At 62.9% G+C, this 14509-nt stretch carries 12 protein-coding genes; 7 read left to right on the top strand and 5 right to left on the bottom strand.

From position 1 onward, the window contains the following. Positions 1–22: 22 nt before the first annotated feature. The 5 genes from ftsY to OW493_RS11855 all read left to right on the top strand — a co-directional run bounded on the left by ftsY (position 23) and on the right by OW493_RS11855 (position 7358). Positions 23–1657 (top strand): signal recognition particle-docking protein FtsY, encoded by a 1635-nt coding sequence (ftsY, locus tag OW493_RS11835; protein ID WP_289864284.1) that lies wholly within the window; start codon positions 23–25, stop codon positions 1655–1657. After that, positions 1654–2322, top strand: coding sequence for a cell division ATP-binding protein FtsE (gene ftsE, locus OW493_RS11840; RefSeq protein ID WP_077377747.1), 669 nt, complete (start codon positions 1654–1656; stop codon positions 2320–2322). Before ftsY ends, ftsE begins: the two co-directional genes overlap by 4 nt. Continuing rightward, positions 2319–3389 (top strand): permease-like cell division protein FtsX, encoded by a 1071-nt coding sequence (gene ftsX, locus OW493_RS11845; protein ID WP_136939623.1) that lies wholly within the window; start codon positions 2319–2321, stop codon positions 3387–3389. The genes ftsE and ftsX overlap by 4 nt, the downstream gene beginning before the upstream one ends. Positions 3390–3646: 257 nt before the next feature. Then, positions 3647–4522: an RNA polymerase sigma factor RpoH gene (gene rpoH, locus OW493_RS11850; RefSeq protein ID WP_084207803.1), complete on the top strand. Its 876-nt coding sequence runs from the start codon at positions 3647–3649 to the stop codon at positions 4520–4522. Between the two features lie 178 nt (positions 4523–4700). Further along, on the top strand, positions 4701–7358 hold the full coding sequence (locus tag OW493_RS11855) for a GGDEF and EAL domain-containing protein (protein WP_139345486.1): 2658 nt from the start codon (positions 4701–4703) through the stop codon (positions 7356–7358). Between the two features lie 78 nt (positions 7359–7436). Here the strand turns inward: OW493_RS11855 and slmA are convergent, their stop codons facing one another. From slmA to coaBC, 5 genes are all read right to left on the bottom strand, one after another. Further along, on the bottom strand, positions 7437–8054 hold the full coding sequence (gene slmA, locus OW493_RS11860; RefSeq protein ID WP_077377757.1) for a nucleoid occlusion factor SlmA: 618 nt from the start codon (positions 8052–8054) through the stop codon (positions 7437–7439). Positions 8055–8169: 115 nt separating this feature from the next. Next, positions 8170–9087 (bottom strand): acetylglutamate kinase, encoded by a 918-nt coding sequence (gene argB, locus OW493_RS11865; RefSeq protein WP_084207805.1) that lies wholly within the window; start codon positions 9085–9087, stop codon positions 8170–8172. Positions 9088–9318: 231 nt separating this feature from the next. After that, complete coding sequence (locus OW493_RS11870; protein WP_084207806.1) at positions 9319–10701, bottom strand: phosphomannomutase/phosphoglucomutase; 1383 nt, start codon at positions 10699–10701, stop codon at positions 9319–9321. Between the two features lie 168 nt (positions 10702–10869). Beyond that, entirely contained in the window at positions 10870–11328 is a 459-nt protein-coding gene (gene dut, locus OW493_RS11875; RefSeq protein ID WP_136939620.1) for a dUTP diphosphatase, read from the bottom strand. Further along, positions 11329–12660 carry a bifunctional phosphopantothenoylcysteine decarboxylase/phosphopantothenate--cysteine ligase CoaBC gene (coaBC, locus tag OW493_RS11880; protein WP_289864285.1) on the bottom strand — a complete coding sequence of 444 codons (1332 nt, stop codon included), beginning with the start codon at positions 12658–12660 and terminating at the stop codon, positions 11329–11331. Positions 12661–13023: 363 nt separating this feature from the next. On the opposite strand from coaBC, the gene radC reads away from it, so the two are divergent. Continuing rightward, positions 13024–13698 (top strand): DNA repair protein RadC, encoded by a 675-nt coding sequence (gene radC, locus OW493_RS11885; protein WP_077377769.1) that lies wholly within the window; start codon positions 13024–13026, stop codon positions 13696–13698. A gap of 502 nt (positions 13699–14200) precedes the next feature. Next, complete coding sequence (rpmB, locus tag OW493_RS11890; protein ID WP_043336270.1) at positions 14201–14437, top strand: 50S ribosomal protein L28; 237 nt, start codon at positions 14201–14203, stop codon at positions 14435–14437. Positions 14438–14509 lie beyond the last annotated feature (72 nt).

Below are 14509 nucleotides of genomic sequence, written 5' to 3' on the forward strand. Positions count from 1 at the left end.
ACGAGTTCAGGACTGTCTCGCCATGTTCGGTTTTTTCAAGCGCAAGAAACACAAGGCTCAGGAGCAGCAAGCCTCCGAGCAGCAGGCCCTCGAGCAACAGGCTCTTGAACAGACACAAGATGCCACGCCCCACGAGCAGGACTCCGGCAAGCAGGACACTGCCGAGCAGGCAGCCCAGCTAGAGGCTGAAAAGGCGGCAGCTGAGAAGGCCGAAGCCGAGCGTCTCGCTGCCGAGGAAGCCGCCCGTGTCGAGGCTGAAAAGGTGGCAGCTGAGAAAGCCGAAGCCGAGCGTCTCGCCGCCGAGGAAGCCGCCCGTGTCGAGGCTGAAAAGGCGGCAGCTGAGAAGGCCGAAGCCGAGCGCCTCGCCGCCGAGGAAGCCGCCCGTGTCGAGGCTGAAAAGGCGGCAGCTGAGAAAGCCGAAGCCGAGCGTCTCGCCGCCGAGGAAGCCGCCCGAGTTGAAGCTGAGAAGGCTGAAGCTGAGCGCCTCGTCGCCCGCGAAGAAGAAGAGCGCCTGGCTGCCGCGCAGCTGGCCGCCATCGAGGCCGAAGAACAGGCCGCGCTGGAGCAGGCTCGCCTGGAAGAAGAGGCCCGTGCTGCCGAAGTCGCCGTGGCGGAGGCTGATGCCACGGTGGACGATGAGGATGCCCGCGATACGGCGCGCGATGGACGTGAGAAGCCGCGTCGTGGCTTCTTCGCGCGCATCAAGGCAGGTCTAGGCAAGACGCGCGCCAACCTGACCGAGGGTGTCGCCAGTCTGTTCCTCGGCAAGAAGCAGATCGACGATGAGCTGATGGAAGACCTCGAGACCCAGCTGCTGATGGCAGATGTGGGCATCGAGGCCACCACCGAGATCATCGACAACCTGACCGCGCGCATCTCGCGCAAGGAATTGAAGGAACCGCAGGCGCTCTACGAAGCGCTGCAGGAAGAGCTGCGCGTGATGCTGGCGCCGGTCGCGAAGGATCTCGAGCTGCCGGCCAAGGGCGATGGCCCCTTCGTGATCCTGATGATCGGGGTCAACGGGGTCGGCAAGACCACCACCATCGGCAAGCTGGCCAAGCGCTACCAGAGCCAGGGCCGCAGCGTGATGCTGGCGGCGGGCGATACCTTCCGTGCCGCAGCGGTGGAACAGCTCAAGGTCTGGGGCGAGCGCAACAAGGTGCCGGTCATCGCGCAGCACACCGGTGCTGACAGCGCCTCGGTCATCTATGACGCTCTGGAAGCCGCTAAGGCGCGTAACGTCGATATCCTGATCGCCGATACCGCGGGCCGTCTGCACAACAAGAGCCACCTGATGGAAGAGCTCAAGAAGGTGCAGCGCGTGATGGCCAAGCTGGACGTCGCCGCGCCCCATGAAGTGATGCTGGTGCTGGATGCCGGTACCGGTCAGAACGCGCTGTCACAGGCCTCCACCTTCCATGAAGCGGTCAACATCACCGGCCTGACGCTGACCAAGCTGGATGGTACCGCCAAGGGTGGCATCATCTTCGCGCTGGCCAAGCAGCTCAATCTGCCGATTCGCTACATCGGTGTCGGGGAGGGAGTGGATGATCTGCGGCCCTTCGCGGCGGACGATTTCGTCAACGCCCTGTTCGCGCGTGCCGGAGAGGAAGAGGATGCACGTCCGGCGGATGGCGCGGAGACACGCGAGGCATGATTGCCTTCGAGCATGTGGGCAAGCGCTATGGAGGGCGCTTCGATGCACTCGCCGGGCTCGATTTTCGCATCGAGCGTGGCGAGATGGCGTTCCTGACCGGGCATTCCGGGGCAGGGAAGAGCTCATTGCTCAAGCTGATCATGCTCCTCGAGCGTCCCTCGCGTGGCCGTATCCTGGTGGCCGGGCACGATATCGGACGCCTGCATGCCTCGCAGGTGCCTTACTACCGCCGCCAGATCGGCGTGGTCTTTCAGGACCATCAGCTGCTGAGCGATCGCAACATCTTCCACAACGTGGCGCTGCCCCTGATGATCCAGGGGGTCACGCCGCGCGAGCAGGCGCGTCGCGTGCGTGCCGCTCTCGACAAGGTGGGCCTGCTGCATCGCGAGAAGGCGCTGCCCATCGAACTCTCCGGGGGGGAGCAGCAGCGCGTGGGCATCGCGCGTGCGGTGGTCAACAAGCCAGCCTTGCTGCTGGCGGATGAGCCGACCGGCAACCTGGACCCGAAACTCTCGACCGATATCATGCGTCTGTTCGAGGACTTCAATCGCATCGGTACCACGGTGATGATCGCCAGTCATGATCTGGCGCTGATCGCGCGTCTGCACCATCGCACGCTGGAGCTTTCCGACGGTCGCCTGATTGCCGACAAGGAGGCCCGATGAGCCCTCCCCGCACTCACCACGAGTCCTCGTCCGACAAGCGCCAGGCGGGAAGAGGTCGTGCCGGCAAGGCCGCCTCGGACGCTGTCGAATCCACGGAGTCTGTCGAGCGTCAGGCGCGCAAGGGCGCGCGCTCCAGCCGGATTTCCGTCGAGAGTCGCTATCGCAGCTGGCTGCGTCATCATGGCGCCATGGCGCGTGACAGCGCACGCCGTCTGCTGGTCACTCCGGTCGCCAGCCTGCTTACCATGCTGGCGATCGCCATCGCGCTGACACTGCCTGCCGCGCTGTGGCTGGCGCTGGACAGTGCGCGCCTGCTGGACAATGAGCTCAATGACAGCGCTCAGCTCACCCTCTATCTCGAGACGTCGGTCGACGAGAGCCAGGCACTGACGCTGTCGGACTCGCTGCGCGGCGCCCCGGGCGTCGGAGGCGTACGTTTGATCACTGCCGCCGAGGGCATGCAGGAATTCGCCCAGGCACTCGATCTCAAGCGCTCACTGAGCCTGCTGGACGACAACCCCTTGCCGGCCAGCATCGTCATCACGCCGCTGGATACCTCGCCGGAATCCGTCCGCGATCTCGCCGCACGCCTCGAGGGCGAGCCGGGCGTCGAGAGTGCACGGCTGGATCTGGCGTGGCTGGAGCGTCTGCGTCAATTGAGTGAGCTGGGTCAGAAAGTGACGCTGGGACTTGCGCTACTCTTCGGACTGGGGGTGCTGCTGGTGGTAGGCAATACCATCCGGCTGTCGGTGGAGAGCCGCCGGCAGGAGATCGAGGTCGTGACCCTGATCGGTGCGACCCACGCCTTCGTGCGGCGTCCCTTCCTTTATAGCGGTGCCTGGTATGGCCTGGGCGGCGGGTTGCTGGCGTGTGGCATTCTGGCGCTTGGCGGTAACTGGTTGGCGGCACCCGTGACGGCTCTTGTACAAAGTTATGGCGGCAACTATGTGTTGCCCGCACTGGGCATCACAGGGGGTACCACGCTGCTGTTTTCGAGTACAATACTGGGTTGGTTGGGGGCCTGGATCGCGGTCGGACGTCATCTGGCGAGTATTTCTCCGCGCTGATGCCGATCTTTTTTCGCGGTTTTCCGCCAGTGTTCCTCTCCAGAAAGGTCATCAGTTACGCTCCGGCAACAATTGCGCCGGGCGTCAGTGAAGGGGCTGGTGGGTGGTTAAACGTACCGCACACCCGCTGGCGTTACGAAGCGCTACTCGTCATGACAATTGTACACGTCATGTACAGCTATTGACGGGAACCTGTCGCAACCTTCACAGTCTCACTACTTGCATGCGTGTTAGGCAACCATGGAGACATCTGCATTATGAGCACCAGTCTTCAGCCACTTGGCCACCTGTCACCGGGTCAAGATCTAAACGGCTATATCCAGTCGGTGAACCGTATCGCTGTGCTTACTGCTGAAGAAGAGCATGAGCTTGCCCTGCGGTTGCATGAAGAGAATCATCTGGAGTCGGCTCGTCGACTCGTCATGTCGCACCTGCGCTTCGTGGTACATATCGCGCGCAGCTACAGCGGCTATGGCTTGCAGCAGGCGGACCTGATCCAGGAAGGCAATGTCGGCCTGATGAAAGCGGTCAAGCGCTTTGACCCCCATCAGGGCGTTCGCCTCGTGTCCTTTGCCGTGCATTGGATCAAGGCCGAGATTCACGAGTTCGTGCTGCGCAACTGGCGCATCGTGAAAGTCGCGACCACCAAGGCCCAGCGCAAGCTGTTCTTCAATCTTCGCGGTGCCAAGAAGCGTCTGGCATGGCTGAACAATGAAGAAGTGGACGCCATCGCAGGCGACCTGGACGTCAAGCCATCGGTGGTACGCGAGATGGAAAGTCGTCTCTCGGCACACGATGCCGGCTTCGATGCGGGTCCCAGTGATGACGAGAGCTCCGCTTACCAGGCGCCGGTCAATTATCTCGAGGACCACAGTCTCGATCCGGCGGCTCAGGTCGAGCAGCAGGATCTGGAAGATGACTCCCACGGGCGTCTGCTCAAGGCACTGGCAGCATTGGATGAGCGTTCGCGCGATATCCTCCAGCAGCGCTGGTTGAGCGACAACAAGGCGACGTTGCACGAGCTGGCAGACATCTACAGTGTCTCGGCAGAACGTATCCGTCAGCTGGAAAAGAACGCCATGAAGAAGCTGCGTGAATCGATGGGTGACATGAGCGAAGGGTTCGCTGCCTGACACTCCCTCGCTGACTTCCCGCAGTAGATGAAGCCCCGCCGGTGTTCCGGCGGGGCTTCTGTCGTTGAGGGACAGTGAAACGACCGGCTATGGCAGTAGACAGTTGTATCGTGCAACAGAATGTTTCATTCTGTTGCACTACGCTAAGCGGTCATTTCCCTTCCTCATTGGTGGCTATGTGGACCCGATTACCTCGCGTCAACCAGGCACACATTCACTGTGGCGCATCCTTGGCATCAATGTCGCTTTGCTGGTGGTGTTGGGCGGGCTGTTTCTGGCGGGACAATGGTTTGATGTCCGCGAACAGGAGATGCAACGCCTCGAAGCGCTCGATACGCAACTGCACATCTCGACTGAACAGCTCGTGGCGGATGTCGCCCGCGAGATGATGGTGCTCGAGCGTGTGTTGCACGAGGAGACACCAAGGCAGTGGAGAGGCTCGCTCGAGAGTGCGCTGGGGCGTCATCCGGCGCTGGTCTCCCTGATGATGGTGCCGTTCGCCGATTATCGTGGCAGCAGCCTCAATCAGATCGGTGTCGGGCGCAGCTGCAAGTGGCAGCTCTCGCAGGCCGAGGCGCAATCCCTGCCCGGCAGAAGCAATCTGTTGTTCGGTTCGGCACTGCCTCTCGGGTCCGGCCAGCCCGGCTTGCCTTTCTATCGCCATATGCAGCTCGAGGACAAGGCGTGGCTGCTGATCGGGTGCCTGGATTTCTCGGAGTCCAGAAGTCTGCTGGCCAATCCGGGGGCGGATGACGGGCAGCGCCTGCGCCTGTTCTCGACCAACGGTCTGCTGCTGTTTTCCAGCCCTCAGGAGCACGCGCTGGGGGTGACGGGAAAGTTGCCGTTGCCGACGCTGGCCAACATGGGCAAGTACATCTCCGAGCGTGGCGTGCGGCGCTATCACGTGGACGGCTTTGATGGCCGTCCGCGCATGGCGGCGGGCAGTTTTATCGCACCACTCAAGCTGTTCAGCGTCGTCAGTCAGCCCGTCTCGAGCCTGTGGTGGGTCTGGTGGCAGCGTATCTGGTTCGGTCTGCTGCTGGGAGGCATCTTCCTGGTGGTGCTTGGCGTGATGATCGCGCGTGCCGAGCGGCAACGCAGTGAGCGCCACGATGAGCTGGAGGGCGAGCTTGAATCGATGGCGGCGCGCTCGCGTACTCTGGTGACCTTGATGGATAACCTGCCCGGTGTGGTGTATCGCATCGAGGTCAACACCGGCACGCTGACCTTCATCAGCAGTGGCGCCGCGGAATTGTTCGGACGTTCGGCCGAGTCTCTGGTCGGGGCCGGCATCACCCTCAATGAGCTGATCCATCCCGAGGATCGCCCGTCCGTCGCGTCGGCGCGTCACTGGGCGATGTGCGCTCAGATGCGTCATGAACAGGTGTTCAGAATCGTCGCGGATCACGAGCGCTGGGTGCTGGACCGCAGCGTGATGATCGAGGGGGAGGAGGGCGTACGTTACTGGGAAGGCCTGCTGCTGGACATCAGCGCCCACAAGGAGTCGGAGCGTCAGCTCGACTACCTGGCGCGCCACGATGCCTTGACGGGGCTCTACAACCGCAAGGCCTTCATGGCGGCGGCGGATGAGCGGGTCGCGATCGGAGGCGTGATGATCTATGCCGACATCGATCGCTTCTCGACGGTGAATGATGGCCTGGGGCATGAGGCGGGGGATCAGCTGCTGGTCTCGATCGGTGAGCGCCTGCGGCGCATCCTGCCGCCCGGTGGCCTGGTCGCGCGTCTCGGGGCGGATGAGTTCGGCCTCTATTTCCCTCAGGTCGGCGAGCAAGCCGAGCAGATCGTGGCCGATGTCCAGCAGAAGCTGGAGCGCCCCTTCACGATTCTCGGGCGTCCCTTGATCATCAGCCTGACGGCCGGCTACTCCCTGGCCGAGGCAGATGGTGATGCCCAGGCGTTGATGCTCAATGCGGACGTGGCGCTCTATCATGCCAAGTCGCGTGGCGATCATGCCCTGCGCTGGGAGTCCTCGCTGGACAAGCATGTCGCCTCGCGCATGACGCTGGAGCAGGACCTGCGTCAGGCCATCGAGCGCCAGCAGCTCTTCCTGCACTACCAGCCGCAGCTGAACGCGGCGGGAGAGCTGTTGGGGGTCGAGGCGCTGCTGCGCTGGCAGCATCCTGAGCTGGGCATGATCTCTCCGGCCCAGTTCATTCCGCTCGCGGAAGAGACGGGGCTCATCTTCCGGCTGGGGCGTTTCGTGCTGGAAGAGGCCTGCGCCCAGATGGTGCGCTGGCAGGAAAGCGGCCTTTACATGCCGCGCATGGCCGTCAACCTCTCGGCGCGTCAGCTGACTTCGGGCTATGAGCATGAAGTGATCAGCGTGCTCGAGAGTCAGAATCTCGCGCCGACGCGCCTGGAGGTCGAGGTCACGGAGACCCTGTTGATCCAGGACATGGAGGGTGGGCTCAGCGTGCTGAGAGCACTGCGGGAGCTCGGTGTGCGTGTGGCGCTGGATGACTTCGGGCAGGGATACTCGTCACTGTCCTATCTGTCTTCCCTGCCGCTGGATGTGCTCAAGGTCGACCGCAGCTTCGTGATGAAGATGGACGCCCTGGCGGAAGATGCGTCCGAGCAAGGGCGCGGCGGTCAGGTGGCCAGCGAGCAGGGAGCCAATGAGCAGGCCATCCAGCTGGTAGGTGCCATCATCAGTCTGGGGCATTCGATGGGGCATGAGATCGTGGCGGAAGGTGTCGAGACACAGGCGCAGTTCGAGGGGCTCAAGCGATTGCGCTGCGACAGTTATCAGGGCTACCTGCTGGCACGCCCGATGACGGCGACGGCCATCGTCGAGCGCTATGGGCCTGGCAACTGAGTCTGCACGTGAAGGTGGCATGAAAAAGCCCCCGTCTCTTCGAGGCGGGGGCTTTTCTTTTGCTCAAGCGGAGGGCCGTCAGACGGCAATCCGCTCCTGGCTGCTCAGCAGCAGGTCGCGACTCAACAGTCTCCACTGTTCTTCCCAGTGCTCGGTGGGTCGCTTGCGATAGTCGCTGCGGACATACTGTCCGATGCGGCCTTCGGCACTGGCCAGCAGGAGATTGGCTGCGGCTGTCACGGTAATGGCAGGCCGCAGGCCTTCACGAGGCTCGGCCTCGCGCAGTACCTGCTTGAGCTGGGTCTCGAGACGTTCGAACAGCTGCGCCATGCGCACGCGCAGACGAGCCGTCTCCCCGGTCAGGGCATCGCCGTTGAGCAGGCGGCACAGTCCGGGATTCTTCTCGGCAAAGCCAAGCAGCAGGCTCAGGATATGGTGCACCCTGGCATGAGCCGTATCGTTGTCCTGCAGAATCAGCGCGATGCGCTCGAACAGGGTGCTCTCGATGAACTCGATCAGCCCTTCGAACATGCGCGCCTTGCTGGGGAAGTGACGATAGAGTGCAGCCTCGGAGACGCCGACCTGACGTGCCAATGCCGCGGTGGTGATACGTTTGCCGCTGTCCTCTTCCAGCATCAAGGCAAGTGCCTGGAGGATCTGTTCGCGACGTGATTGTTTTGGATTCGCCTGCGTCATGGAATCTTGTCATTTCTCGCGGCCTGCAGCGATGTGCTGCGGGCGGGTCCGTGTCCTGAGGCGTGTCGCTGGCCTCGCGCGAATCACCGGAAGTCTGGCCCCGGCTTTATGCTCTTCATGCCTTGGAGGTGTCCGGATCAGCATTGCTGATCAAGGTGCCGACACCGGCATTGGTGAAGATTTCCAGCAGGGTGGCATGCGGTACGCGACCATCGATGATGTGTGCACTGCGCACGCCCTGCTTGACGGCATCCAGCGCGCAGCTGATCTTGGGCAGCATGCCGCCATAGATGGTGCCGTCCTCGATGAGTCCATCCACCGCTTCGGTGGTCAGCCCCGTCATGACTTCGCCCTCGGCGTTCAGAAGGCCGGCGACGTTGGTCAGCAGCATCAGCTTCTCCGCCCCCAGCGCTTCTGCGACCTTGCCGGCGACCAGGTCGGCATTGATATTGTAGCTGCGTCCCTCATCGTCGACGCCGATCGGCGCGATCACCGGAATGAAGTCATTGCGGGTCAGTAGCTCGATCAGATCCGTCGAGACATGCTCGACTTCACCGACGTGACCGATATCGATGATTTCCGAGGCATTCATGCCCGGCATGTGGCGGGTGACCTTGAGCTGACGCGCGCGAATCTGGCCGCTGTCCTTGCCGGTGACGCCGATGGCCTTGCCGCCGCACTGGTTGATCAGATTGACGATGCCCTTGTTGACCAGGCCGCCCAGTACCATCTCGACCACATCCATGGTCTCTGAGTCGGTCACGCGCATGCCGTCGACGAAGCGTGATTCGATGTTCAGCTTCTTGAGCAGGGCGCCGATCTGAGGGCCGCCACCGTGCACGACCACCGGGTTGATGCCGACTTCCTTCATCAGCACCATGTCGCGGGCAAAGGAGTCGATCAAGGTATCTTCGGTCATGGCGTTGCCGCCGTATTTGACCACCACGGTCTTGCCCGAGAACTGCTGGATATAGGGCAGGGCTTCGGACAGGACCTCGACCACCTGGTGCGGGTCGCGGTTGGCGTGGCTCATCAACGTATCACTCCACAGAAATTGGGTCCGAAAGGAGAGTTCGGACGCTGTCACTCGAGACTATCACTTGCGTTACGCCTGCGCGCACCACGTCATGGAAAGAGGTGATGGCAACCGGCGCTGCCATGGGAAAGAGTCACCCGGGCCGGGGAGTCAGCGGACCGGCACGGCGGTCATCCTGCTGCCGCGCCGGTCGTTGATCGCCTGCCCGGGCCGATCAGAACGCCTCGATCAGAACGGGGCGGTGATGCTTGGCTCGGCCTGCTTCAGTGCGGCGCGGAAGCTGTCCTTGATGCGCTCCAGCGCCGCCTCTGACTTGCCTTCGAAGCGCAGTACCAGCACCGGTGTGGTGTTGGAGGCGCGGCACAGGCCCCAGCCGTCGGCGTAGTCGACGCGAATGCCATCCAGCGTGGTCTTCACGCCGTCGTCACCGAAGTCACCTTCGCTGGCCAGTCGCTCGACGATAGCGAACTTGGTCTCATCGGTCACTTCCACGTTGATCTCGGGGGTGCCCAGATCCTGCGGATAGCGTGCGAAGAAGGTGTCGGCATCGACATCCTGCTTGGCGAGGATTTCCAGCAGACGCGCCGCGCCGTAGAGGCCGTCGTCGAAGCCGAACCAGCGCTCCTTGAAGAAGATATGGCCGCTCATCTCGCCGGCCAGGGCCGCGCCGGTTTCCTTCATGCGCGCCTTGATCAGGGAGTGGCCGGTGCGCCACATTTCCGGTGTGCCCCCCGCCTTCTCGATCACGGTGGCCAGGTTGCCGGTGCACTTGACGTCGAAGATGATGCGCGCGCCCGGTACACGTTCGATGAGGTCTTCCGACAGTGCCATCATCAGACGGTCGGGATACAGGATCTCGCCCTTGGGCGTGACGACGCCGAGGCGATCGCCGTCGCCATCGAAGGCCAGACCGATATCCGCGCCGGTTTCCTGCATGGTTCTGATCAGGTCCTGCAGGTTTTCCGGCTTGCCCGGGTCCGGGTGATGGTTCGGGAAGTTGCCATCGATCTCCTCGAACAGCGGGATGGTCTCGACACCGAGGCGACGGATCAGCTCCGGGCCCAGCTCACCGGCCACGCCATTGCCGCAATCGACCACTGCCTTGAGCGGACGCTTGACGACCACGTCGCCGGTAATCTGATCCAGGTAGCGTTCGCGCACGTCTTCTTCACGCAGGCTACCTTCGCCTTGCGCCAGATCGCCTTCCTGCAGGCGGCGATAAAGGTCGGTGATGGTGTCGCCGGACAGGGTCTCACCCGCCAGCACGATCTTCAGACCGTTGTAGTTGGCCGGGTTGTGGCTGCCGGTCAGCATCACGCCGGAGCGGGTGCCTTCCAGGATGTTGGTGGCGTAGTAGAGCACCGGAGTCGGCACCATGCCGATGTCGATGACATCACGGCCGGCATCGCGCAGGCCGGCAATCAGCGCCTTGGACAGGCGCGGTCCGGAGAGGCGACCATCGCGGGCGACCACGACGGTGGACTCACCGCGTGCCGCGGCTTCGCTACCAATGGATTGGCCGATGGCGCGCACGCCGTCTTCGGTGAGGGTCTCATCCACGATGCCACGGATGTCGTAGGCGCGAAAAATTGAAGCGGGTACCTGACTCATGGTGCATCCCTGTCGGTTGAATCAATCGTGAGAAGTCATGGCCGGCATGCCGTGCGAACACTATCGCGGCATGCCGACGGGTGCGGCTAGCAAGCGGTTCCATCTGTCACGGAGCGCTGTCGGGTTTCGGTGGCGAGTCGTCTGCAATGTGCTGTCAGTGACGACCCGTCAATGACGACCAGAATGGCCAAAGCCGCCTTCACCGCGCTGGCTGGTCTCGAATTCCGTGACCTCGACCAGTTCGGCTTGTACTACCGGGACTAGCACGTACTGTGCCAGTCGCTCACCGGGTTCCAGCACGAACTCGCTGTCGCCGCGGTTCCAGACCGAGATCATCAGTTCGCCCTGGTAGTCGGAATCGATCAGACCGACCAGATTGCCCAGCACGATGCCGTGTTTATGCCCCAGGCCGGAGCGCGGCAGGATCATGCCGGCCAGCGCGGGGTCGGCGATATGGATCGCCAGGCCGGTACGCACCAGCTCACAGGCGCCCGGGGCCAGTGTCAGCGGGGCATCCAGCAGTGCGCGCAGGTCCATGCCGGCACTGCCGGGAGTCGCATGGTGGGGTAGCGGGTAATCGCGAACGCGCTCGTCGAGGATCTTGAGTTCGAGCCGGGGGCGGGTCATCTAAGGTGTTTCCTGGTCATCGATGGCGGAGGTCGCCATGTTCAAATTGGCGGCGCCATGGAGGGCGCCGTCTTGATGCAGTGCCAGTGCGCGCTCGAGAATCGCACGCGCCAGCGCAATCTTGGGGCAGGCCGCGATGGCCTGTTCATGCAGTCTGTCATTTGCCTGGCCGGGGTGTCGCCACACCAGGGTGGCGGCATTGCTGTCACTGCCGAACCCCAGTCCCGGGGTGCTGACGTCATTGGCCACGATCATGTCGAGACGCTTGCGTGTCAGCTTGTCGCGGGCATAGCGAAGGACATCGCGAGTCTCGGCGGCGAAGCCGACCACCAGCGGAGCGGGCTGTCCGTTGGCGCGCCGCGCCTGACTCTGCTCGGCAATGCCGGCAATGATATCGGGGTTGCGGATCAGATGGACCTGCATCTGTTCTTCGCCGACCTGCTTCTTGAGCTTGTGCTCGGCGACAGCGGCAGGTCGGAAGTCGGCGACGGCGGCGCAGCCGATGAAGACCTGGCTATCCTGCAGCGCCGCTTCGGCAGCGTCTTGCATCTGCAAGGCTGACTCGACATCGATGCGCTCGACGCCAGGCGGTGTGGGTAGGGCGACAGGCCCACTGATCAGGCGAACTCTTGCGCCCAGTGCCGCGGCTTCGCTGGCCAGGGCATACCCCATCTTTCCGGAGCTGTGATTGCTCAGATAGCGCACCGGATCCAGCGCTTCCCGGGTCGGACCGGCGGTGATGGTGATGGTCAGGCCCGCTGCCGGCAATGGTGCCGGCTCGCCCTCGTCGAGCAGCGCGCTCAGACCGGCGACGATCTCTTCTGGCTCGAGCATGCGCCCGGCTCCCACGTCGCCACACGCCTGTTCGCCGCTGGCCGGGCCGAGCAGCGTCCAGCCATCGGCACTGAGCTGCCGGGCGTTGCGCTGGGTGGCAGGGTGCGCCCACATCGCCTGATTCATCGCCGGGACCACGACCCAGCGTGCGTTGTTGGCCAGGCACAGGGTAGTGATCAGATCATCGGCACGGCCATGGGCCAGGCGGGCCATGAGGTCGGCAGTGGCGGGGGCGATGAGAATGACCTCCGCCCAGCGCGCCAGCTCGATATGTCCCATGCCGGCCTCTGCCTCAGGATCGAGCAGCGAGGTATGCACGGGATTGCCCGACAGCGCCTGCAGGGTCAACGGCGTGATGAAGGCCTGGGCACCTTCGGTCATGGCGACGCGTACCTCGCACCCGGCCTTTTTCAGCAGACGAGTGATGAGCGCCGCCTTGTACGCTGCGATACCGCCGCTGATGCCCAGCAGAATGCGCCGTCCGGCGAGTGAGTGCATGGTGTCCTGCATCCCTGATCCGTCAATGTCAAAGCTCTCGCGTTCGCCTCTACCATATCACCGTGATGCAACCTTGCGTAGCGTCGCTGGCCGGGCACGCCGTCTGTCGCGGGTGCGGACACTGACCTGTCGCGGCACGATGAGCCGCGAACCAGAAAGGCTCAGCCAGCCAGAAAGCGCGCCAGGCATGCAAGCGTTGAGAGTGACGCTGGCGGCAGTGACGGGCGAAGACCACGCTTCTCAGTCCAAATGCTGATGTCGCGTCATGCTCCTTGGCGTGTCGGTGGGCCTGCCCTGAGGCAGGCGTGGCCACTCTCGTGGCGCGCCGGATGTCAGCATCACTGTCACGAGAGGAGAATGTGCATGGGCATCAGGGAGTGGCCAATCGGGGAGCGGCCCCGTGAGAAGCTTCTGTCATCGGGGGCTGCTGCGCTGTCAGATGCCGAGTTGCTGGCAATCTTCCTGCGAGTGGGAATCAAGGGACGTTCGGCGGTGGACCTGGCGCGCGACCTGTTGACCACCTTCGGCGGGCTGCGCCCACTGCTGGAAGCCAGTCAGCAGGATTTCTGTGCCGCGCGAGGCCTGGGAGATGCCAAGTACGTACAGTTGCAGGCGTCGCTGGAGCTGTCCCGTCGACATCTGGAAAGCCTGTTGATGCGCGGGGCGGCATTGACCTCACCGCTGCTGGTACGGCGCTACCTCTCCTCTCATCTGCGTGATCTGCCACATGAGGTCTTCGCCGCACTCTTCCTGGATAGTCAGCATCGCGTCATTCGCTTCGAGACACTCTTCACCGGCACGCTGGATGCTGCTGCCGTCTATCCGCGTGAAGTGGTCAAGCGGGCGCTGGCGCTCAACGCGGGTGCCTTGATACTCGCCCACAACCATCCCTCCGGAGTGGCGGAGCCCAGTGATGCCGATCGTCGTATCACCCAGCGCCTGGAAGAGGCGTTGGGACTTTTCGATATCCGGGTGCTGGATCACTTCGTGGTGGGGGACGGCGAGGTGATCTCCTTCGCCGAGCGTGGCTGGTTGTGAGCCAGGCATCGCCTCGGTCTTGTGCGACCTCTTTCGACAAGGCGCTGAGACGAGAGCAGGGGGGAAGAGAAGGAAGAAGAAGGAGCGGATGGGAAGGAGGCGCCCTGCGGATGTCCGGTCTGGTCAATTGTCGGGCCTGCCGGGTGACAGGGATTGCAAAACAGGGCGTCGATTGTGGTAATGTTGCGCCTCCCGTACCACCCACCACAGAATTCGCGACCACTCTGGCCGACATTGGCTGAGTGAAGCGTCTGGCTAAGCAAGCGTCTGTACCGATGTGACAGCTCGGGCGAAGCGTGTTGGCGAAAAAAATCCGTCTTGGGCGTGCTTTCGCGTTCCTCTTCGGGTAAAATGCTGCGCCTGCACGTTCCAGTACCCTGAAGCTTGTCTTCCGGAATGGACGTAACACACTTTGAAATCAGGGCATGAGGCGGCGCCTGCCACTTCCGGTTTGCCCGACAGGTTTTGAACAACTTAGCCAACGCAGCGGTTGGAGGCTCCAATGTCCAAAGTATGTCAGGTTACCGGCAAGCGCCCGGTGACTGGTAACAACGTTTCTCACTCCCAGCGCAAGACTCGTCGCCGGTTCCTGCCGAACCTGCACACCCACCGTTTCTGGGTTGAATCCCAGCAGCGCTTCGTCAAGCTGCGCGTCTCTACCAAGGGCATGCGCATCATCGACAAGAAGGGTATCGACGAAGTCCTCAAGGACCTCACTGCACGTGGCGAGCGCTTCTAAACACTAGAAGACAGCCCCTGTAGCAATGGCAACCGAGCCGAGGGCAACGCTCTCAATCGTTCGGTGAATGCG

This window comes from Cobetia sp. 14N.309.X.WAT.E.A4 (genome assembly GCF_030397495.1).
In the GTDB taxonomy this organism is placed as follows: domain Bacteria; phylum Pseudomonadota; class Gammaproteobacteria; order Pseudomonadales; family Halomonadaceae; genus Cobetia; species Cobetia marina.

Bases quoted from the DNA above. Each gene is read 5' to 3' on its own strand.
- ftsY (WP_289864284.1), top strand. From the start codon at position 23: ATGTTCGGTTTTTTCAAGCGCAAGAAACACAAGGCTCAGGAGCAGCAA.
- ftsE (WP_077377747.1), top strand. From the start codon at position 1,654: ATGATTGCCTTCGAGCATGTGGGCAAGCGCTATGGAGGGCGCTTCGAT.
- ftsX (WP_136939623.1), top strand. From the start codon at position 2,319: ATGAGCCCTCCCCGCACTCACCACGAGTCCTCGTCCGACAAGCGCCAG.
- rpoH (WP_084207803.1), top strand. From the start codon at position 3,647: ATGAGCACCAGTCTTCAGCCACTTGGCCACCTGTCACCGGGTCAAGAT.
- slmA (WP_077377757.1), bottom strand. From the start codon at position 8,054: ATGACGCAGGCGAATCCAAAACAATCACGTCGCGAACAGATCCTCCAG.
- argB (WP_084207805.1), bottom strand. From the start codon at position 9,087: ATGAGCCACGCCAACCGCGACCCGCACCAGGTGGTCGAGGTCCTGTCC.
- OW493_RS11870 (WP_084207806.1), bottom strand. From the start codon at position 10,701: ATGAGTCAGGTACCCGCTTCAATTTTTCGCGCCTACGACATCCGTGGC.
- dut (WP_136939620.1), bottom strand. From the start codon at position 11,328: ATGACCCGCCCCCGGCTCGAACTCAAGATCCTCGACGAGCGCGTTCGC.
- coaBC (WP_289864285.1), bottom strand. From the start codon at position 12,660: ATGCACTCACTCGCCGGACGGCGCATTCTGCTGGGCATCAGCGGCGGT.
- radC (WP_077377769.1), top strand. From the start codon at position 13,024: ATGGGCATCAGGGAGTGGCCAATCGGGGAGCGGCCCCGTGAGAAGCTT.
- rpmB (WP_043336270.1), top strand. From the start codon at position 14,201: ATGTCCAAAGTATGTCAGGTTACCGGCAAGCGCCCGGTGACTGGTAAC.